General features: G+C 40.1%; 16 protein-coding genes. 9 read left to right on the top strand and 7 right to left on the bottom strand.

The features are described from left to right. Positions 1-185: 185 nt before the first annotated feature. Both G0Q07_RS15510 and G0Q07_RS15505 read right to left on the bottom strand, forming a co-directional pair. Positions 186-923: an NYN domain-containing protein gene (locus G0Q07_RS15510; RefSeq protein ID WP_163347844.1), complete on the bottom strand. Its 738-nt coding sequence runs from the start codon at positions 921-923 to the stop codon at positions 186-188. Positions 924-972: 49 nt separating this feature from the next. Next, positions 973-1,425: a cold-shock protein gene (locus G0Q07_RS15505; RefSeq protein WP_163347842.1), complete on the bottom strand. Its 453-nt coding sequence runs from the start codon at positions 1,423-1,425 to the stop codon at positions 973-975. A 592-nt stretch (positions 1,426-2,017) separates the two neighbouring features. Between G0Q07_RS15505 and G0Q07_RS15500 the strand changes: the two genes are divergently transcribed. The 3 genes from G0Q07_RS15500 (at position 2,018) to G0Q07_RS15490 (ending at position 5,501) form a co-directional block, all read left to right on the top strand. After that, the gene (locus G0Q07_RS15500; RefSeq protein ID WP_163347840.1) at positions 2,018-2,272 is read left to right on the top strand and encodes an OadG family protein; all 255 of its coding nucleotides are present in this window, start codon (positions 2,018-2,020) and stop codon (positions 2,270-2,272) included. Between the two features lie 136 nt (positions 2,273-2,408). After that, on the top strand, positions 2,409-4,286 hold the full coding sequence (locus tag G0Q07_RS15495; protein ID WP_163347838.1) for a biotin/lipoyl-containing protein: 1,878 nt from the start codon (positions 2,409-2,411) through the stop codon (positions 4,284-4,286). Between the two features lie 9 nt (positions 4,287-4,295). After that, the gene (locus G0Q07_RS15490; protein ID WP_163347836.1) at positions 4,296-5,501 is read left to right on the top strand and encodes a sodium ion-translocating decarboxylase subunit beta; all 1,206 of its coding nucleotides are present in this window, start codon (positions 4,296-4,298) and stop codon (positions 5,499-5,501) included. Positions 5,502-5,706: 205 nt separating this feature from the next. Here G0Q07_RS15490 and G0Q07_RS15485 read toward each other — a convergent pair whose 3' ends face one another. Next, the gene (locus G0Q07_RS15485) at positions 5,707-7,944 is read right to left on the bottom strand and encodes a GH92 family glycosyl hydrolase (RefSeq protein WP_163347833.1); all 2,238 of its coding nucleotides are present in this window, start codon (positions 7,942-7,944) and stop codon (positions 5,707-5,709) included. Positions 7,945-8,027: 83 nt separating this feature from the next. On the opposite strand from G0Q07_RS15485, the gene G0Q07_RS15480 reads away from it, so the two are divergent. The 5 genes from G0Q07_RS15480 to G0Q07_RS15460 all read left to right on the top strand — a co-directional run bounded on the left by G0Q07_RS15480 (position 8,028) and on the right by G0Q07_RS15460 (position 12,005). Next, positions 8,028-9,227: a glycoside hydrolase family 18 protein gene (locus G0Q07_RS15480; RefSeq protein WP_163347831.1), complete on the top strand. Its 1,200-nt coding sequence runs from the start codon at positions 8,028-8,030 to the stop codon at positions 9,225-9,227. A 57-nt stretch (positions 9,228-9,284) separates the two neighbouring features. Further along, positions 9,285-9,860, top strand: coding sequence for a Crp/Fnr family transcriptional regulator (locus G0Q07_RS15475; RefSeq protein ID WP_163347829.1), 576 nt, complete (start codon positions 9,285-9,287; stop codon positions 9,858-9,860). Between the two features lie 95 nt (positions 9,861-9,955). Beyond that, entirely contained in the window at positions 9,956-10,564 is a 609-nt protein-coding gene (locus G0Q07_RS15470; RefSeq protein ID WP_163347827.1) for a YceI family protein, read from the top strand. A 154-nt stretch (positions 10,565-10,718) separates the two neighbouring features. Further along, positions 10,719-11,435: a pirin family protein gene (locus tag G0Q07_RS15465; protein WP_163347825.1), complete on the top strand. Its 717-nt coding sequence runs from the start codon at positions 10,719-10,721 to the stop codon at positions 11,433-11,435. Between the two features lie 15 nt (positions 11,436-11,450). Continuing rightward, positions 11,451-12,005: a nitroreductase family protein gene (locus G0Q07_RS15460; protein WP_163347823.1), complete on the top strand. Its 555-nt coding sequence runs from the start codon at positions 11,451-11,453 to the stop codon at positions 12,003-12,005. A gap of 431 nt (positions 12,006-12,436) precedes the next feature. Here the strand turns inward: G0Q07_RS15460 and G0Q07_RS15455 are convergent, their stop codons facing one another. Then, positions 12,437-15,901, bottom strand: a complete 3,465-nt coding sequence (locus G0Q07_RS15455) for a ligand-binding sensor domain-containing protein (RefSeq protein WP_163347820.1) — start codon at positions 15,899-15,901, stop codon at positions 12,437-12,439. 517 nt (positions 15,902-16,418) lie between these two features. On the opposite strand from G0Q07_RS15455, the gene G0Q07_RS15450 reads away from it, so the two are divergent. Then, a complete protein-coding gene (locus G0Q07_RS15450; RefSeq protein ID WP_163347818.1) occupies positions 16,419-17,024 on the top strand; it encodes a DUF502 domain-containing protein in 606 nt (201 codons plus the stop codon). Between the two features lie 466 nt (positions 17,025-17,490). On the opposite strand, the gene G0Q07_RS15445 is transcribed toward G0Q07_RS15450, so the two are convergent. From G0Q07_RS15445 to G0Q07_RS15435, 3 genes are all read right to left on the bottom strand, one after another. Next, positions 17,491-18,810 (bottom strand): citrate (Si)-synthase, encoded by a 1,320-nt coding sequence (locus G0Q07_RS15445; protein ID WP_163347816.1) that lies wholly within the window; start codon positions 18,808-18,810, stop codon positions 17,491-17,493. A gap of 25 nt (positions 18,811-18,835) precedes the next feature. Further along, a complete protein-coding gene (icd, locus tag G0Q07_RS15440; RefSeq protein ID WP_163347814.1) occupies positions 18,836-20,101 on the bottom strand; it encodes an NADP-dependent isocitrate dehydrogenase in 1,266 nt (421 codons plus the stop codon). Between the two features lie 103 nt (positions 20,102-20,204). Further along, positions 20,205-21,431 carry an isocitrate dehydrogenase (NADP(+)) gene (locus tag G0Q07_RS15435; protein ID WP_163347812.1) on the bottom strand — a complete coding sequence of 409 codons (1,227 nt, stop codon included), beginning with the start codon at positions 21,429-21,431 and terminating at the stop codon, positions 20,205-20,207. Positions 21,432-21,477 lie beyond the last annotated feature (46 nt).

Here is a 21,477-nt window from a genome sequence, read left to right as displayed (position 1 = left end):
AAAGCAATAGTTAGGAGGTAAAAGTTGCTGTCATTTCGAAGCGAAGCGAGAAATCTGTTACAAGTTTTCAGAGAAAAGTGCTCAAAGCTTCATTCGTTGCGAGTCACAGTTTTCGAAGCTCGAAACCTGATTCTTAAATCAACCTATTTCAATCTTAAAATCATTCTGTATCGACCTAAATCTTTCTACCGCTTCTTATTCCGAACATACATCAATTTGTATTTTCCCTGGCCAACGCGTTGATCAATTTCAAACATCCCTGTTGAGTCGATCAGTGGCGTAAGTTTTTCAAAACCGTAGTTTCTGGAATCGAAATTAGGTTGTTTCTTTTGCAATAAACTTCCCACATCGCCCAGGAAAGCCCACCCGTCGTCGTCGGCCAGATCCGATATTGTTTTCGAAATAAGACGAATAACTTTTGGTGTTACTTTGTCTACGCCTTTTTTCTCTGTTTTGCTGGTGGAAGAAGTTTCATTTTCTTTTGAGCGGCTTTTCAGGATCTCGATGTAAATAAAGCGGTCGCACGAAACGATAAACGGATCCGGCGTTTTTTTCTCGCCAATGCCAATAACATGCATGCCGGCTTCGCGCAAACGGGTAGCCAGACGGGTAAAATCGCTGTCGCTCGATACCAGGCAAAATCCATTTACTTTTTCGCTGTAAAGGATATCCATGGCATCAATAATCATTGCCGAGTCGGTAGCATTTTTACCGATGGTGTAGCCGTATTGCTGTATAGGTGTTATGGCATTGTCGAGCAAAAGGTTTTTCCATTTGTTTAAACCGGGTCTGGTCCAGTCGCCATAAATACGTTTAATGGTAGGATTGCCATATTTAGCAATCTCTTCCATCATTTCTTTCACGTATGCAGATGGAATGTTGTCGCCATCGATTAGTACCGCTAACTTTAAATCTTTTCCCATCTTGTAAACCGTTTTTGGTAAAAGTTACCTTTTATTTTTATTGAACAGATTATTTAGACTGCTTAACGTTCATAGCAGCAGGTCCTTTGGGGCCTTGTCCTTCTTCGTACGTAACACGGTTGCCTTCTTTTATCTCGCCATCTACTTCGTTTATATGAACAAAAATATTTTGGTTGTTCGACAAATTGCGAATAAACCCGTATCCTTTTTGATCGTTAAAGAAAGTAACCACGCCTTGTTTTTCTCTTGGTTCATCTTCTCCATAACCACCTTTTGGCACGCTGACGTCAATATCTTCAGCTTTAACTTTTTCCTTTTGTGTTTCGTCTGGAGGGGTATCAGTAATATTTCCAAACTCATCAACGTAGGCAATCATATCGTCAAGGTTCGAATTTGTATCAGAATCTTTTCTGGCGAGTCTCTTTGCTTCTTTCTCTTTTCTCTTTTTTGCTTGTTTTTTTCGTACTTCTTTTTTACCAAATGTTTCTTTCGATCTTCCCATATAGTTTTTTAATAATGATTTTAGCTTACTGACCTCGAATTTAATAAATATCAGCAGCGATTTAAAAAAATTTACTATTAAGAAATGAGATTTAAAAAAAGTCAAAATATCCTAAGGCGGGGATTAGGAGGCAGATCAATAATTCTTAAATCTAAAATCCGGTGCAAAGGTACATTAATTTTGATGATTACAGAAATTCGGTAAAACTGTTTATTCGCATCAATTGTTTTTTCCTAAACTCATATTTTTTGAATTCGCATGTTAATGCGAAATGTGGATAATCAGGTCTGAAATTCAGTTATTTTATGAATGTGTATTTTTTACACAAAAATTGATTCAAATCTAACCTTAATGTTAACTGCCTGATATTTATGTTGTAAAGCAGGTGATAGCTTCCTGTTTTTTTAAGCGTTTATAACTTGTTAATATTTAACTATTTATATATGTAAAAAGAATTATTTCTTTATTTTAACTTTCAAAATGATATTTAAAACTGCCAAAAAAAGTCAAATCGTAAGTTATTCGAATCGCTATGTGATAATGAAATATATATTTGCAAGCTTAAAAAATCAATTTAAACAAAATCCAAAATATGAACGAAGCTTTAAAATTGATGCTAACGGGCATGAGCACCGTTTTTTTTATCCTCATTATGGTGGTGGTTTTAGGAAACCTAATTATTCGGATTACCAATCGTTTTGCAGTTGCTGTTGTCGAGAACCCGACTTCTTCTGGGTCGTCGCAAAGCGAGATTAATCCATCGAAGCTGGCAGCCATTGTTTCGGCTGTTCAAATTACTACCAAAGGAAAAGGCAGTGTTACATCGGTAGAGAAAATGAGTGAATAGTTAACTGATATCAACTTCCGAAACCTATTCCGTGGAGGCGATTCGAGAAACCAGACAGAATAGAGCAAACGAAGGAAAAAAACGGTGAAGAAGTAAACGGTATCGTATTTATCCAATAAACCAAAAATAATCAGAAATGAAGAAGGAGATTAAATTTAGCTTGCTGTATAGAGATATGTGGCAATCTTCAGGGAAATACGTTCCCAAAGTAGAACAACTGGAAAAAGTTGCACCTGCAATAATCGATATGGGATGTTTCGACAGGGTCGAGACCAACGGTGGTGGATTCGAACAGATCAACCTTTTATTTGGCGAAAATCCAAACATTGCCAACCGCAGATGGACACAGCCTTTTAACGATGCCGGCATTCAAACACACATGTTAGAGCGTGCTTTGAACGGTATTCGTATGAGCCCGGTTCCTGCCGATGTTCGTAAGCTGATGTTTAAAGTAAAGAAATTACAGGGTACAGATATTGCCCGTTCGTTCTGTGGATTGAACGATCCGCGAAACCTTGAAAACTCAATTAAGTTTGCCAAAGAAGGAGGAATGATTTCGCAGGCAGCGTTGAGTTTAACCATTTCGGAAGTGCACACGGTAGAATATTATACTAATCTGGCCAACACGCTAATTGAAATGGGTGCCGACGAGATTTGTGTAAAAGATATGGCTGGTATTGGCCGTCCTGCTTTCATCGGAAAAATCATCAAAAACATAAAAACAGCACATCCTAAAACTACTGTTCAGTACCACGGTCACTCTGGTCCTGGTTTCTCAATGGCAAGTATTTTAGAGGCTGCACGAGCCGGAGTTGATTATGTTGACGTTGCTATGGAACCACTTTCGTGGGGTACCGGTCACGCCGATGTACTGGCCGTTCAGGGTATGTTAAAAGATGCCGGTTATGCCGTAAAAGAGGTAAACATGAAAGCGTACATGGAAGTTCGCGCGATGACCCAGGAGTTTATCGACGATTTCCTTGGCTATTATATCAACCCAAAAAACCGTCACATGAACTCATTGTTGATTGGTTCAGGTCTTCCTGGCGGAATGATGGGTAGTTTGATGGCTGACCTGGATAACAACCTCGAGAGCCTGAACAAATGGCTGACAAAACGCAATAAACCAACCTTATCGCAGGACGATCTGCTGATAAAACTGTTTGAGGAAGTAGAATATATATGGCCTAAATTAGGTTACCCACCATTGGTAACTCCATTTAGTCAGTACGTGAAAAACCTGGCATTGATGAACGTGTTGCAGGTAATTAAAGGACGCGAGCGCTGGAGTATGATTGCCGATAACATCTGGGATATGATCATCGGTAAATCAGGAAAACTTCCGGGAGAATTAGCTCCTGAGATTATTGAGCTGGCCAAAGAAAAAGGAAAGGAATTCTTTACCGGCGTTCCACAAGAGCAGTATCCTGATAACCTTGATGTGTTCAAGAAAGAAATGGACGACAATGGTTGGGATTATGGTCAGGACGACGAAGAGTTATTCGAACTGGCTATGCACCCCGAGCAATACCGCGCTTACAAATCGGGTAAAGCAAAAGCTGATTTTGAAGCCGACCTGGCAGAGAAGAAAGCTGCTGCAGAGCCAAAACCACAGGTAGTTGAAGTTCCTGCCGGTGTATTCGAGCCAAAATCGATGGTGATTGATGTGAATGGCGAGAAATTTAAAGTAGGCGTTAGCTACGATGGTACTGAAGCTGCTCCTGAAGCTACGAGTTCTGCTCCTGCAAAAGAAGAAGCTGCCCCGGCAGTGAACGGCAGCATCGCTTCAGAGGTGATTGCTCCGCTGGAAGGAAAATTCATGTTAACAAAAGATACATCGGAAACCGCGCTTACAGTTGGCGACAAAGTAAAAGAGGGTGATTTGATTTGTTATATCGAATCGATGAAAACCTACAACGCTATTGTTGCTGAGAGCGAAGGAACAGTGGTTGGCATTTTAAAAGCCAATGGCGACAGTGTGGATGAAGACGATGTTTTGGTACAATTGTCATAAATCGGTTTTATGGATATTTTATCAGAACTGTTTAACATGACCGCGCTTGGCGAGATCACCTGGCAAACATTAATAATGTGGGCGATTTCGTTTGTGTTGCTGTATCTCGGGATAAAGAAAGGGTACGAACCCTTGTTGCTTATTCCGATAGCATTTGGTGTGTTGCTGGCCAACTTTCCGGGGGGACAAATGGGAGTTGTCGACCCCGAACTGATTGAGCTGGAAGGACACCGATATATGAACCTATTTGAAATTGCGCACGAATACGGGATTATGAATTACCTGTATTATTCGCTGATTAAAACCGGTTTGCTACCTCCTGTAATTTTTATGGGTGTTGGTGTATTAACCGACTTTGGTCCGATGTTGCGTAACCTGAAACTGGCATTATTTGGTGCCGCTGCACAGATTGGTATTTTTACCATCTTGTTGGGAGCCATTGCTGTTGGTTTTACACCTAAAGAAGCTGCTTCGCTTGGTATTATTGGTGGTGCCGATGGCCCAACTGCCATTTACACAACCATTAAACTGGCTCCGCATTTGCTCGGACCAATCGCTATTGCTGCTTATTCTTACATGGCCCTGGTGCCTGTTATTGTTCCCCTGGTTTCAAAGTTGTTTATCTCTAAAAAAGAGTTTACCATCAACATGAAACAAATGGAAAAACAGTACCCGGCAAAAGTTCAGATTAAGAATATGAAAGCTGCCAAAATTATTTTCCCTATTGCTTTGGGAACATTGGCTGCCGTTTTGGTTCCGTCGTCGGTGCCGCTGTTGGGAATGCTGTTGTTTGGTAACCTGATAAAAGAGATTGGTTCGTCGACAAGTCGATTGGCCGATGCTGCACAGGGACCAATTATGAATACCGCAACCATTTTCCTTGGTCTTACCGTTGGAGCAACAATGACTGCTGAAGTTTTCCTGTCGGCAAAAACCCTGGGTATTATTGTAGGAGGTTTTGTAGCCTTTGCCATATCAATTACCGGAGGTATTTTTGCGGTAAAACTGGTAAACACTTTCAGCAAGAAAAAGATCAACCCGCTTATTGGTGCAACCGGATTGAGTGCTGTGCCAATGGCGTCGCGTGTGGCTAACGAGCTGGCGCTGAAATACGACAAAAAGAACCACATTTTGCAGTATTGCATGGCCAGTAACATTTCGGGTGTAATTGGCTCTGCTGTTGCTGCAGGTGTGCTTATTTCGTTCTTAATGTAATAGTTATAATATAGAATTTGAAAAGGGGAAGCCGCAAGGTTTCCCTTTTTTTGTTTTTGCACCGTCATTCAGAGCTGTTATTTAGGAATGAACACTAAGAATGGGCGTTAGCCTTTAATTCAGTTTAATCGCTTAGGCCTTTTCATGAATTCCAATTGTAACCACCGGGCTAAATCCAAGGTGCAAAAAAACGATTTGTTATTTTTTAGTGCTTAATTTCTAAAACACCCCCCTTACCCAAATCAGCATGGTTGATAAAGAAAGACTTTTGCTTTTTACCGTTTAACGAAATGCTGCTTATATTATAGCCCGAGCCCGTCTTCTTTATAGTGAGCTCTTGTCCGGGATAAAAGTTTGGATCCAGTTGAATTTTCACTTCGTCAAAAACAGGCGTGGAGAGCGCATAATTCATATCACCGGGCAGAACCGGGTAAATGCCCATCATGGCATAAACAATCCAGGTCGACATGGTTCCGGTATCATCGTTGCCCGGCAGTCCGTTAGGTGCATTTTTGAAGTAGGTAGTCATTAAACGGTTCAGTTCTTTTTGGGCACGCCATTCTTCGCCTTTCACATAGTTAAAAAGCCACGGGTAGTGAATATCGGGTTCGTTGGCCATATCAAAATGACCATTATCGAAAATTGCCTGTAGTTTTTTTACAAATTCTTTTTTGCCACCGTTCAGCGCTATCATACCATCCATATCTTGATGGGCACAAAAAGTATATTGATAGGCATTACCTTCGTGAAAACCAGGGCTGGGTTCAAAATTCTCGCCCTGTCGTGGATTAAAGTCGGGCATGAATTCGCCATTTTCCAGTTTCGGGCGGATAATCTCAAACTCTTTATCATAGTAGTTTTTGTAGCCTTTCGATTGTTTTAAAAAGCGTTCGTAATCATCTTCTTTACCCAACTCTTTTGCGAGTTGAGCCAGGTTCCAGTCGGCAATGTAATATTCCAAGGCATGCGATACCGAGTTGTCGTACTGTTCCATTAGCGGAACATAACCATGCGAAATATAATGGTCAATATCCGGGCGAAGCTTGTTTTCGGTGCCGGGCGTGGTTGCCGATTTGTACATCGCTTCATAAGCTTTTTCAATGTCAAAATCGCGGATGCCACGGAACCAGGTGTCCACAAGAACCGGAATAGCCGGGTCGCCTTCCATTACATGCGTTTCGGTGCTGTTTAGCTCCCAACGTGGCAGCCAGCCACTCTCGTCGTACATTTCTATAATCGATTGCACCACATTTAATTGCTGCTGCGGAAAAACCAAACTCATAAACGGATGAACATTTCGGTAAGTGTCCCACAACGAAAATGTGGTGTAGCGCTCGCCGTTGGGATGTGCTTTTATCTCAAACGATTCCATGGCCGGATACTGGCCATTTACATCGCTTAAAATATTTGGATGAATCTGAATGTGATACAAACCGGTGTAGAAAACTGTTTTCTGATCATCATTTCCTCCTTCAACAGTAATCTTCGAAAGTGCTTTGTTCCACTTATCTTCAGCTTGTTTTCGTGTGGCTTCAAAATCGAAATTGTTCGTTTCGTGATTTAAATTCAGTCGTGCATTATCAATGCTGACGTACGAAATCCCCACTTCAACCAGAATTTCGTCGTTGGCTTTGGTGTTAAAAGTAAACCAGCTGCCAATGCTGTCGCCAGCCATTTCAGCCTTGAAATCTTTGTAGTATTTTATTTTATTACTGGTTGCCGACCATGCTGCTTCATGCCCCATTTTTGGCATTTTTTTCCATACGCCAAATTCTTCGGCGGGTTGGCTAAAACGCGCTACAAAATATACGGGGCGTTCGGTGCCGTCGTTATAACAGAAAGTTCCGGTCATTCGCCAGCCTTCAATCTCGTGATCGTTTATGATTTTTATGGAGGCACCACTTTCGTTGGTCAAACCGTTGCCAAGATCGATCAAAATGTTGGATTGCCCGGCCGGGAAAGTAAAGCGGCTAATGCCTGTTCTTTCGCTTGCCGACACTTCCGTTTTGATATCGTATTTATTTAAATAGGTGGAATAGTAGCCGGGATGAGCCACCTGTTCACTCATTTCTGATCCGTATTTGCGGTGGTCGCCGTTTACTTCGCCAGTGGTTGGCATCAAAAGAATAACACCTAACTCGGGGCAGCCAACACCACTTAGGTTGACGTGCGAGTAGCCGGTAAAATATTTATTATCCCACGAGTAGGGCGTCGACCACCAGCCGTCATCTTTGTCGCGAGCATTTAACGGAGAGTTACCGCTTACGTTAAACGGTACTACCGACACCATTCCTCGCGGAACTACAGCGCCAGGATTGGTCGTTCCGTAGTTGGTTGTCCCGATAAAAGGGTTTACCCAATCAGCCGGAGTTTGTGCAGATAGGGTAAATACACAAAATAAGAATGCGAAAAGCTGAAGGATTATCTTTTTTAGAATATTCATTTTTTGCCGTTAGTTTTTAAATATTTTACAAAGTGCAAATATAAACATATCTTTATGCCAGTTTATCGAAAACCTAAATTATCATGAACAAGTTAATTTCAATTTTAATTGCCTGTATATTTTTTGTTTCCTGCGAATCGCAAAAGTCAACAAAAATAGAAAAAACAGATGTACCTATTAATATTATGGCATACTATGTTCCGCGCGAGGGTTATATGCCCGATCAGTTACCGTTGGAGCAGTTAACCCACATTATTTTTAGTTTCAGCAAAGTTATTGATGGCGAAATGCAGTTTCGTAATGCGGAATCGGATGGGATTTTGAAACAGCTGGTAGCACAAAAAGAAAAGCATCCGCAGTTAAAAGTGATGATTGCTTGTGGCGGCTGGACTGCCGATGGTTTTTCGGATGCAGTGTTCACCAAAGAAAGCCGATCGAAATTCATAAGCAGTACCATCGATTTTATTGAGAAGTACCAGTTGGATGGAGTAGATATTGACTGGGAGTACCCGGCAATTCCGGCGGGAGGAACAAAAGCACGCCCCGAGGATAAGGAAAACTTTACCCTTTTAATGAAAGGACTGCGTGAAGCGCTGGACCAGCTTGATCGCCCGCAAATACTAACATTTGCCTCAGCCGGATGGAAGCGCTATTATAAAAATGTAGAATTATTGGAGGTGATGAAATATGTTGATTATATGAACGTAATGACCTATGATCAGGCAGGTGGCGCAACAAAGTTTGCTACACATCATACGGCATTGGGGCACCGGTCGCTGGCAGACATTGAGCAATCACCACTCGGTGTGGCCATGACGATACAAAATGCTGAATTACCGGAAGGAGAAGATTTGTGGGAGCCACAATCAGCCGAAGAAATTATCCGGTTTTGTGTGGAAAAAGGTGTCGACCCAAATCAGATTGTTATTGGTGCAGCATTTTACGGTAGAGGCTGGACAGGTGTTCCACCTGAGGACACAGGTTTGTATCAACCCAATACCGGCCCGATAAGCGGAGGAACTTCCTATTCCGTTTTATTAACTGATTTTACTGAAGAGGCTGGTTACGAAAAACACTGGGATCCGGTGGCGAAGGCACCATTTCTGTATAATCCTACGGACAGTATTTTTGTGACTTATGACGATACAAAATCAATAAAATTAAAAACACAATACGCCATCGAAAATAATTTAGGCGGCATTATGTTCTGGCAACTAAGCAGCGATAGCAAAGATGATTCAAGTTTGCTAAATGCAATTTTCACGGAGGCATTAAAAAAGTAGCATCCAGCATGGTGCATCGTTTTTGATTGTTAAATTTGTGGTAGAAACGATAACCACATGGAAGACTTCTCTGTACTGTATTCATATTTTGAGAAAATAGGCAAGCACGAACTAACTGATGCCGATAAAGCAGAACTTACATCGGTTTTCAAAAAAGAACAGTTTAAAAAGAAAGAACGAGTATTTCGCGTTGATGAAGAGAACACCCGCCATTATTACATAGAAGAGGGGCTGCTTCGCATGTATATTATCGATCAGAGTGGAAAAGAATTTAATGTGCTGTTTGCAAAAGAACGACAGTGGCTGGGAGATTTAGCTACTCCGGCTGCCACATCATATTTTATGGATGCAGTGGAGAATACCACTGTTTTTTCGGTTGACGAAAATGGTTATGCATTACTAATAAAGAAATACCCACAGTTGGGATCATACATCCGGCGCTCGTATATCTTTTTACAAAAACGCTTCGTTTCCATTCTGTCAAAAACAGCCGAAGAAAATTACGAACAGCTTTTAAAGAACGATTCCAACCTGGTTCAACGCCTTCCGCAATACCATATTTCGTCTTATCTGGGGGTTACTCCCGTGTTTTTAAGTAAGATCATTGCCAAAAAAGCAAGAAAAAGAGACTAAAAGGTGTTTTTCTTAAACTAGTTTATTTTTTTCGTCTTCAATACCCCTTATGTTTGCAGTATAAATTATTGATAAACATCAAACAAAAAAAGAAAATGAAAAAATTAGCTACATTATTAATCGTTGTGATTGCAATAGCAAGCACAAGTTTTGCATCGAGTACTAAGGGCGATAAAACAACATTTAGTGTTGACACCAAAGCCAGCAAAGTATATTGGACCGGTAAAAAAGTTACTGGTGAACACACAGGTTACCTCAACTTAGCCGGAGGAGAAGTTTTTGCAGAAGGTAAAAAAGTTACAGGAGCTAATCTGAATATGGATGTGACTTCGATTGAAGTAACTGATCTTGAAGGTGAGTGGAAAGACAAACTGGTAGGTCACCTTAAATCAGATGATTTCTTCTCGGCAGAGAAGCATCCGGTGGCCAACTTTAAAATTACTTCATTCGAAAACGATAAAGTTGTTGGCGACCTTACTATTAAAGGAATTACAAACGAAGTATCGTTTCCTGCAGAAGTAAAAATTGAAGGGAATACGTTATCAGCAGAAGGAACTGCTTCTATCGACCGTACAAAGTGGGATATTAAATACGGCTCAGGAAAATTCTTCAGCGATCTTGGCGATAAAATGATCAATGACGAATTCCAGATTAAATTTGAATTGAAAGCTACAGCTGCTGATGGAATGACCTCAAGCAAATAAAGAATTAGAAGCCAGAAGAAAACAATATAACAATTAAGGTTCAGAAGGGAATTCGTGAGAATAGTGATGGAGAGAACCTTTACCGGTGTCTGAATTTGCTGAAAAGCAATACCGGGCACCGGCATTTTTTTACAGAAAACGAAATAAAAGAGACATGAAAACAATTTTTTATAAAGCAGATTCAAGAGGATATGCCAACCACGGTTGGCTGGAGACAAGGCACAGCTTTAGTTTTGCCAATTATTTCGATCGCGAACGAATGAATTTTGGCGTGCTGCGGGTGTTAAACGACGATGCTATTGCCGGAGGAAAAGGTTTTGGAACGCACCCACACGATAACATGGAAATTATTACCATTCCTTTGGAAGGCGATCTGGAACACAAAGATAATATGGGTAATGAGGCCGTTATTCGCGAGGGCGATGTACAGGTGATGAGTGCCGGATCGGGAGTGTATCACAGCGAGTTTAATCATCATCCCGATAAAACATTAAAGCTTTTCCAAATTTGGTTGTTACCAAACAAACAAAATGTACAACCGCGTTACGATCAGATTTCCATTCGGGATGTGGCAGAAGCCAATAAGCTGTATCAGGTACTTTCGCCAAATCCCCACGATCAGGGTGTATGGATTCACCAGGATGCCTGGTTTTTCCTCGGGAATTACGACGCCGGTAAAACAGATTCGTACACGCTTAAAAAGTCGGGAAATGGATTGTATATCATGGTGATTGAAGGGAAAGTGAATATTTCAGGAAACGAATTATCGGAACGCGATGCCATTGGAATTAGTGAGGTTGATGAAATTGATATAACTGCCACCGAAAATTGCAGGATCTTGTTAATGGAACTACCTTTAGCATTAAAGTAAAATTATAAAAACAGTATGAGTAAATACAAAATTCATCCATTACTTGAAAAGAGATGGAGTCCAAGAGCTTTTTCGGATAAACCAGTAACAGAGGAAGATGTAAATAAAATATTTACCGGGGCATCATGGGCAGCAAGTGCCAGAAATGAGCAACCCTGGAAATATGTATATGGCTTAAAAGGAACTCCCGGGTTTGATAGGCTTTGGGAATGTTTGTTGCCGGGAAATCAACCCTGGACAAAAAATGCAGCGGTACTTTTTGTCGCCTTGCAACGGCATACTTTTGAGTCGAACGGAAAAACGAATAAGAAGGCAATGCATGATGTGGGACTGGCAAATGCACAATTGCTGCTTCAGGCGGTTAGTGTTGATATTTATGGCCATTTAATGGCAGGATACGATGCTGGCAAGGCCAAAGAGACACTCCGTTTAAACGAAGATATGAGCCCGGTTTGTATGGGCGCTTTGGGCTATTTAGGTGATGCAAATGACTTGGAAGAGCCATTTAAGTCAAGGGAGCGAGAGCCGCGTACACGAAAACCGCTGGAAGAGTTTGTTACAAAACTTTAAGAGACTGGAAATTCGTTTTGTGTCAATAATTTAAGGTCGTTACGCATGCTGTCCGTCAGCTGACGGATTCAGCATCCATTAAATAATTGAGATTCCGAAACAAGTTCGGAATGACGTAGCCGGATGCTTTTCATTTCATATTTTGACTACGCTTAGCCTGACATTAAGGTGTGCGGAGTTGAACAGGGATTAATGAATAAAGATTAAATACGCCAGATAGTTACAGGAAAAAGTCCCGGCTTGTGTCAAGTCGGGATTTTTATTGCTCATTTTTACGGGTTTCTTTTACAATGATTTTTTAATCTTCAGATTCTTTCTTCAGAAATGCCGTTAATTCAATTCTGTTAAGGAAGAAGTAAACACTTGGTTAGAAAACATGTGGTGTTTGTTTTTTGTTGCAAATCCGCACCATCAGGGGAAATGCCATGTACCTAAATGGCTTGATGTTTTGGAATGGTAAAAAAGAAGGTAGTACCTTTGTTAATCTCGCTTTCAACCCCTATTTCTCCTTGGTGATAAGTAACAAATTCCTTGCAAATCATCAGTCCCAGTCCAGTTCCTTTTTCTCCATCTGTACCTTTTGTTGAGGAGGTGTTTTCCAGATTAAAAAGTGTTTTTACTTTTTCTTTTGAAATGCCTACACCTTCGTCGCGAACACTAAACTGTACAAATTCGTTGGTATAATTCTCCGCATTAACAACTATTTTACTGTTGGGTAAACTGAATTTAATAGCATTCGTTAACAAGTTGTGGCAAACAATTGTTAGCAGGTTTTGGTCAGCATGCACGCTTAGGTTTTTGTTGGTACAAAGGTTTAAAAGTTTTACATTTTTATTTGTGGCAACTGAGCTAACATTGTTCAGCACGTTATCAATAAAATTTGCCACATTTATTTCTGAAGGTGCAAACTCAATCTTTTTACCCTGACTTCTTGACCAGTGAAGCAAATTCTCCAGAAGCGTGTAGGCCTCATTCGACGAATTATTAAGGAAAGTTAGTGTTTTTAGTTTTTGTTCGTCGTCCCAGGAATGAAAGTTATTGATGAGTAACTCACTAAAACCGAGAATTATATTAAAAGGATTTTTAAGGTCATGGGCAATAACCGAGAATAACTTGTCTTTAGTAGCATTAATTGATGTCAATTCGTTATTAATTTCCTCCAGATTTTCAGCTGTAACTTTTAGTTCTTCCGATTGGTTTTTTATGATCTTTTGATTCTCGGTAAGTTGGTCGTTTGTTTTTATCAGCTCGTCAGATTTTTTAATCAACAAGCGATTTTTTTCTTTCAAATCATAAGTCCGTTCCCGTACTTCCTGTGCCAATTGTCTTTTTTGCTTTCTTAAAGTTGCTGTTCGTAAATAGAAAAACGTAACTATAAGGCTTATACCGAAAAGTAGTACAATCAATTTAAACCAAATGGTTAACCACCAGGGAGGTAATATTTCTATTTCCAATATCGTCGCTTTCTCATTCCATACTCCGTTATTGTTTGTTCCTTTTACTTTTAGCAGGTAATCTCCCGGGTCGAGATTGGTGTAAGTTACCTTCGATCGGTTTCCGGAATAAGTCCAGTTTTTGTCGAAATCTTCGAGTTTATAGGCATACTGATTTTTTTGGGGGGTTGTAAAGTCCATGGCTGCAAAAGAAAAAGTAAGTACCGACTGGTGATGATTTAACGTAATTTTTTCCGTTTCGGAAATGATTTTCTTTAATGGTGAGCCGGGCGTATTTGGAACAACTGGTTTATTGAAAATTTCAAACTCAGTGATGGTAACTTCAGGGATATTTGTGTTTTGCATAATTCTGTCGGGCGAAATTACATTGAACCCATTCATTCCTCCCAGATACAATTTTCCATTCTCGGCTAGCAAGGTACTTTTGAAATAAAACTCATTGCCTTGTAATCCATCATCCTTAGTAAAGGTTTCATATTTATTGTTTGAATTCTCTTTGTTGTTACAATCAAATTTGCATACTCCTGCAGCTGTTGTAACCCATAAGATTCCATCATTACCCAATACCAGGCCACGAATTACATTATTCGGGAGTCCGTCTTTCTCAAAATACTTTTTAATAACTTTTGATTCAGGATTAAATCTGTTTAGCCCTGATTGGGTTCCAATCCAAATGCTGGTGTCGTTTTCAACTACAATATCGTGAACAGAATTGTGACTTATACAATTTGGATCACCTTGTTCAAAAGGATAGTTGGTAAACGTTTTGTTTTTTGTTGAAAAAATGGAGAAACCATTTGTTGTTCCCAGGATAAGCTTATCCTGTTTGTATTTTCTTATTACAGAAATATACTCGCCAACAATAGCGCTGTTGCTTTGGTTGTATGAATGGAACTCATTTTTCTCTATATCAAAATGAATTAACCCCGCGCGGAAACTTCCCAACCACAGGTCGTTGTTTTCACCCATTACAATGCTAAAGATGCTATTGTCCGGAATTTTACTGTTTTTAATAGAGTAAATTGCCGAGTTTCCTTTATCGGGATCAAATTTAATAATTCCTCCATTCCAGGTTCCCAACCACAAACGCTGGTTCTTATCTTCTTTAATGGATAAAATAACATTGCTCGAAAAGCCGGAATTGCTTTCGTTAAAACGAGTAAAACGTTTAGTCCTTTTATTAAAAAGGTTCAAACCACCTCCATCGGTGCCAATCCACATTCTGTTTTTCGAATCTTCATAAATGGTACTTACCACGTTATTACTTAAACTTTGTTTTGCTCCTTTTATATTTTTGTAGTGTAGAATGGCATCGCTGTTTTTGGGCGAAATATTTACTCCACCGCCAAAAGTTCCAACCCACAGGTTTCCGGAGTTATCTACGTTTATTGCCTGAATCGATATATTGTTTAAACTTTTTGGGTTGTAATCATCGCTGCTGTAGTGCAAAAAGTTTTTCTCCTCACGGTTGAATCGGTATAATCCATCATTTTCTGCACCTATCCACAGATTGTTTTGAGAATCGTTATATAAACTTGTTAGGTGGCTGGCTGATATACTGTTTGGATCATCCGGGTGATGTCTGTAGCAGATTAAATTATCATTCTCGGAAGATGAGTTTTCCAAACAAAACAAGCCGTCGAAGCTTGCAAACCAAACATTTCCTTGTTGGTCCTCAGTTATTTCGAGAAAAGTATTCTCGGAATTAATATTTTTTGGGTTGGCCCCATTTGTAATCAATTTGAATGTTTTTGTTTCATGATTAAACAGAGCGAGACCTCCTTTCAAGCTTACCCATGTTCGGTTTTTACTGTCGGTAAATACATCTTGCACTAAATTATCTGGTAAACTTTGTGGATTATCCGGATCATTGGTATAGGTTGTAATGGCCTGGGTTGTTGGGTTAAAATGTATTAATCCGGCGTCGGTTGCAAGCCATAAATAACCATCGTCGCTACTATCTATTCCATAAACACTAACCCCCATTCCATAAAGTGGAGAAGATTCATCAGTCATGAAGTTTATAAAGTTATCATTATAAGGATCATAATAACTTAAACCACAGTTTGTGCCGATAAAAAGGTCATTATTATTATCCTGAAATATCACCCTGACATTGTCGCACTGCAGGCTGTTGGGGTCTGAAATGTCATTATTGTAGACTTTAATTCTTTTCCCGTCATAACGGTTTAGGCCATTATAGGTGCCTATCCACATATACCCATTATGGTCTTGTAAAAAACTTATTACAAGTGATGATGATAGTCCTTCATCGGTAGTAAGGTATCTGAATTGTAAGTTAGTTGGCTGGCAATTTGCCGTGTTTGTTAAAGATCCTGAGAATAATATAACGAGTAAAATAACAACCAAATTAAATATAACCAGCTTTATTTTATTTAAGCAGAAAGAGTTGAATTTTATTGCTCTGAAAAGATATGTCATTAAATGTAGTGGCTTGTATAAACCAAAAATATTTTAAAAAGGTGTAATGCATAAAATCATCCGAAAACCGTAAGTTTTGGCATTAATATCCTTTTCTATTGTCTGTTACTAATTGTCTGTCAACTGTGCTATGCACGTTTTAATGTACTTTGGGAGCAAATATAGCGTTTCTTGAAGTATATAAGTTGTTGTTGTTGTGTAATTTACGATGGAAAGGAAAAATAGGGAATTCGAACGTTATTTATCATCCTATGCCTTATGTAATGGTACGTTATTTTGAATGTAAAATCAGTGAGAGTTTAATTTCAACAACGATAGTAAACAGAGATTATACCAACTAAACCCTGGGCGGAGCAATCGGGAACTGATAGAGGGATTCGTCGTTTCTCAGTGAGAATTGAAAATGGTATAAAATAGTTTGACACAATAATTTTAATCAATAAAATTCCTTGTGTACAAATTCGAATTAAATTTGATGTATTCAAAAAGCATGAAAAATATTTACACATAAAATCGTATGAAAAAGTTAATCAATTATTTTCTTCAAGGCCTGCTTTATATTGCGCCTTTTGGAGTTACGGCGTATATCATTTTTCTGATTTTCAGTTTTGTCGACAATTTATTAGACGATATAATTCAAGAGTATTTAAAAATTGATATTCCGGGATTAGGTTTGGTAATTATTTTCTTCTTTTTGGTAGTAGTAGGAATCATCGGGCAAAGTATTATTGCTCAGCCTTTTAAACTTATCTTTAAGCGTTTTCTTGAAAAAGCACCACTGCTAAAACTTATTTATTCCGCCATGAATGATCTTTTTTCAGCTTTTGTCGGTAAAGAAAAGAAATTTAACAAACCGGTTATGGTGCTTGTAAATCCCGTCTCGAATCTGGAAAAACTTGGTTTCCTTACACAGGAAGATTTAAGTAAACTTGATGAAAAGGATAAAGTAGCCGTATATTTCCCACATTCGTATAATTTTTCAGGAGAATTATTTATTGTTCCAAAAGAACAAGTTCGGGGCATTGATTTAAATCCGGCAATTGTTATGAAGTTTATTGTGTCGGGTGGTGTTTCTGATATCTATGAAGAGCCTGATAAAGGGCAAAATATAAAACTGAGCTAATAACTTTTGTGTTTTGCCATTTTCTGTAATAAAGAGAGTGTTCTTTTTTGTAGTAAAACAACGGGTAATATAGAAATTACAAAGTGTATAATTTACTTACCGTTCAAAACGTATAAGGTATGGAAAGCATAAGTACTATTTTCAACTCACTAATTCAGCCCGGTATTGTATTCGTGTTTTTAGTCATTTTACTGATTTTTAACTCATGGGTATTCAAAAAGATTAGATCCACTGCATCAAGTGATGATATGGTAAAACGTGCGATCTCGTTTTTTTTTAGTTTTCATTGGTGTATTGGCATTTATTCTTGTTTTACCCATCGATAAATCACTAAGGGGACAAACTCTGAGGATTCTCGGGATAATAATAAGTGCTCACTTTCTGGCGGGCGGCATTTACGCCGAAATCCATAAAAACAATAAAAAAGCCGGCAAAGCCGGCTTCTTCATTTATATCAATGCAATTTTTAGCAATCTGATCCTTTTCCTTCGGCTTGTTCTTTAAACCAGCTTAGTGGGTGAGAGGTAGGTCGCTCAATTGGCATACCGTAAATACGGTCGTTAACCAACGATGCCAGTACTCCCAACGCACGCGATACACCAAACATTACGGTATAGAAAGTATATTCTTTAATTCCGTAGTGATACAACAACGATCCGCTGTAAGCATCAACATTAGGCCATGGGTTTTTAATTTTTCCAACAGAACCTAAAATTGGCGGAACCACGCGGTACAGCTGGTTAGCCAGGTTTACCATTTTATCGTCTTTAATGTATTTATTGGCAAATTCCTGCTGGGCAGTAAAACGTGGATCAGTTTTGCGCAGTACAGCATGTCCGTATCCCGGAATTACCCGTCCGCTTTCCAATGTTTTCTTGCAGTATTCTGCTACTTGCTCATCGGTAGGTGTATCAGTATCCAGTTCTTCTATCATTTCAAAAATCCAGAAGATAACATCCTGGTTGGCTAATCCGTGCAATGGTCCGGCTAAACCGTTCATTGCCGCTGAATAACAGTAGTACGGATTACTCAGTGCAGAACCTACCAGGTGTGCTGTGTGTGCCGATACGTTTCCACCTTCGTGATCGGCATGAATAATCATATACAGACGGAACAAACGACGGATTTCTTCTGAGTCGTGCCCCATCATGTGTGCCAGGTTACCGGCCCAGTCTAAACGTGGGTTTGGCTCAATATGGTCGTTGTTGTAGAATTGCCGACGGTAAATATAAGCTGCAATACGAGGCAAACGAGCAATTAGGTTCATCACGTCTTCGTAAGTGGCATCCCAAAAATATTTTTTATTTACACCGGCACGGTATGCTTTCTGAAAAGTTGATTCGGTAGCCATCGAAACTATCGCAGCGCTAAACTGTGTCATTGGCTTCGATGTTTTTGGCATCGCATCAATAACATCAAAAGTATGCTGTGGTACGTGTGCGCGTGTAGCCAGGTCTCTCGACAAGTTTAGCGCATCTTCCTGTGTTGGGATTTCACCAATAAGCATTAAATAAAGCAGTCCTTCAGGAATAGGTTCTCCCTCAGGGTTTATTTTAGGCAGTTTTTCCTGTAATTCAGGAATAGTATAGCCTTTAAAACGAATCCCTTCTTCCGGATCGAGTTTTGACGTGTCGGTTACCAACAGCGGTATACCCTTCATTCCTGTTAATACTTGCCCGAGTTTTACTTCGCCCAGAACAACGTCGGCATGATCTTTTTTGAGTCTCTGGAACTCCTTAGCGCACTTATTGGCTTTCTGATAAAATCTGTACTTAATGTATTCCATTTGTTATTGTTATTGATTTATTTAATTAATGCATATTTCGAATTATGGCATCGGCAAATTCAGAAGTCGTTAGCAGTGTAGCTCCTTCCATTTGCGCATGCAGATCGCTTGTTACTTTACGTTTTGCAAAAACGTGTTCCATTGCATCGTAAACGTGCTCTGCTGCATCGTTCCATCCCATATATTCCAACATCATAACAGCCGAAAGGATCAATGAGCCCGGGTTAGCTTTACCCGTTCCGGCAATATTGGGCGCAGTTCCGTGAGTTGCTTCAAAAATGGCATAACCACTTTGGTAATTAATATTGGCTCCTGGCGAAATGCCGATTCCTCCTACCATTGCTGCCAGTTGATCCGAAACGTAATCGCCGTTCAGGTTCATGGTGGCAATTACCGAATGATCCCACGGGTGCAACAACGATTCCTGTAAAAAGGCATCGGTGATAGAATCTTTAACGATTACTTTTCCGGCCTTTTTCGCGGCTTCCAATGCTTTATTGGCATCCAATTCGCCTTTGTCCTCTTTCAGGGCTTCGTATTGTCGCCAGGTAAAAGTCTGTTCTGCAAATTCATTTTCTGCCAGGTCGTAGCTCCAGTTTTTGAAAGCACCCTCGGTAAATTTCATAATATTTCCTTTATGAACGATGGTTACCGATGGCAACTGGCGATCGATGGCATATTCAATAGCTGCTTTTGTTAAGCGCTCCGATCCGTCTTTGGAAATGGGTTTTACGCCAAACGACGATGACTCGGGGAATCGAATTTTGTCGACACCCATTTCGTTTACCAGAAAATCGCGAAACTTTTTTGTTTCGTCTTCGCCCATCATGTATTCGATACCTGCATAAATGTCTTCGGTGTTTTCGCGGAAAATATGCATATCCACCATCGACGGGTAACGAATAGGAGAGGGCACGCCTTTAAACCAACGCACCGGGCGCACACAAACATATAAATCGAGTGTTTGTCGCAAGGCAACGTTTAGCGAACGAATTCCGCCGCCAACGGGCGTTTGCAGCGGCCCTTTTATTCCGATGAGGTACTCTTTAAATGCCTCAATGGTTTCATCGGGCAGGTAACTTCCGGTTTCGTGGTAAGCTTTTTCGCCTGCCAGCACTTCCTTCCAGGTAATTTTTTTTGTATCACCGTATGCTTTGGTAACGGCAGCATCGATTACCCGTTGTGAAGGGCTGCTGATATCCTTTCCGATTCCATCGCCCTCAATGAATGGAATTACCGGGTAATTGGGTACTACCAGCTTTCCAGCGACTATTTTGGTTTTTTCTGTCATATTTTATTCTTCCAATGATGTCATTTCGGAGGAGGTACGGCTGAGAAATCTGTAGCTTCAAAGCTTTAATGAAACAGATTTCTCTCTGCGTTCGAAATGACAGTTAATTCAGTTTTGCCTGTAAATTTTCATCCAATGCTTCCAAAAATTGCTCTGTTGTTAAGTAATGAGCTTCCTGTAATCCTTTAGCATGAATGATTAACGCCAGGTCTTTGGTCATTTTGCCCGATTCTACAGTTTCAATACAAACTTGTTCCAGCGTATGTGCAAAATCAATCAGTTCCTGATTATCATCAAGTTTGCCGCGGAAAGCCAAACCTCGTGTCCATGCAAAAATTGATGCAATTGGATTTGTAGAAGTTGGTTTTCCCTGCTGGTGCTGACGGAAGTGGCGTGTTACCGTTCCGTGAGCTGCTTCAGCTTCCATAGTCTTCCCATCGGGAGTAACCAATGTTGAAGTCATTAAACCCAACGATCCAAAACCTTGTGCAACGGTATCGCTTTGTACATCGCCATCGTAATTTTTACAGGCCCAAACAAATCCGCCTTCCCACTTCAGGGCTGCGGCTACCATATCGTCGATCAAACGGTGTTCGTACCAAATTCCTGCGGCTTCAAATTTCTCGCGGTATTCGTTTTCGTATACCATCTGGAAAAGGTCTTTAAATCGACCGTCGTAGGCTTTTAAGATAGTATTTTTAGTGGACATGTACAATGGCCATCCTTTTTCAAGCGCCTGATTCATACATGAATGGGCAAACCCAATAATCGATTCGTCGGTGTTGTACATGGCCATTGCCAGTCCGTTTCCTTCAAAATCGAATACTTCGTGCGATATCGGTTCACTACCGTCTTCAGGAGTGAAAGTGATGGTTAGTTTCCCTTTGCCTTTGGTAAGGAAATCGGTAGCTCGATACTGATCGCCAAAAGCGTGACGACCAATGCAAATTGGCTTTTTCCACCCCGGTACCAAACGCGGAATATTCGAAATCATAATCGGCTCGCGGAAAACAGTTCCGCCTAAAATATTACGGATAGTACCATTTGGCGACTTCCACATTTTTTTCAGGTCGAATTCTTCCACACGAACTTCGTCAGGAGTAATGGTGGCACATTTTACCCCAACACCATATTTTTGAATGGCATGGGCTGCGTCTATTGTAATTTGGTCGTCGGTTGCATCGCGGCTTTCCATTCCCAAATCGTAATATTTCAAGTCAATATCAAGATAAGGGAGAATGAGTTTTTGTTTGATGAAATCCCAAATTACGCGGGTCATTTCATCACCGTCGAGCTCGACTACCGGATTTTGCACTTTAATTTTTTGCATGGTCGTATTAATTAATTTACTGGTTATAATTAATTCCCGCCAAGAC

Origin of the sequence: Draconibacterium halophilum, assembly GCF_010448835.1 — a bacterium.
In the GTDB taxonomy this organism is placed as follows: Bacteria; Bacteroidota; Bacteroidia; order Bacteroidales; family Prolixibacteraceae; genus Draconibacterium; species Draconibacterium halophilum.
The sequence above is the reverse complement of the archived record's forward strand: the minus strand, read 5'-3'. Positions and strand labels throughout refer to the sequence as shown.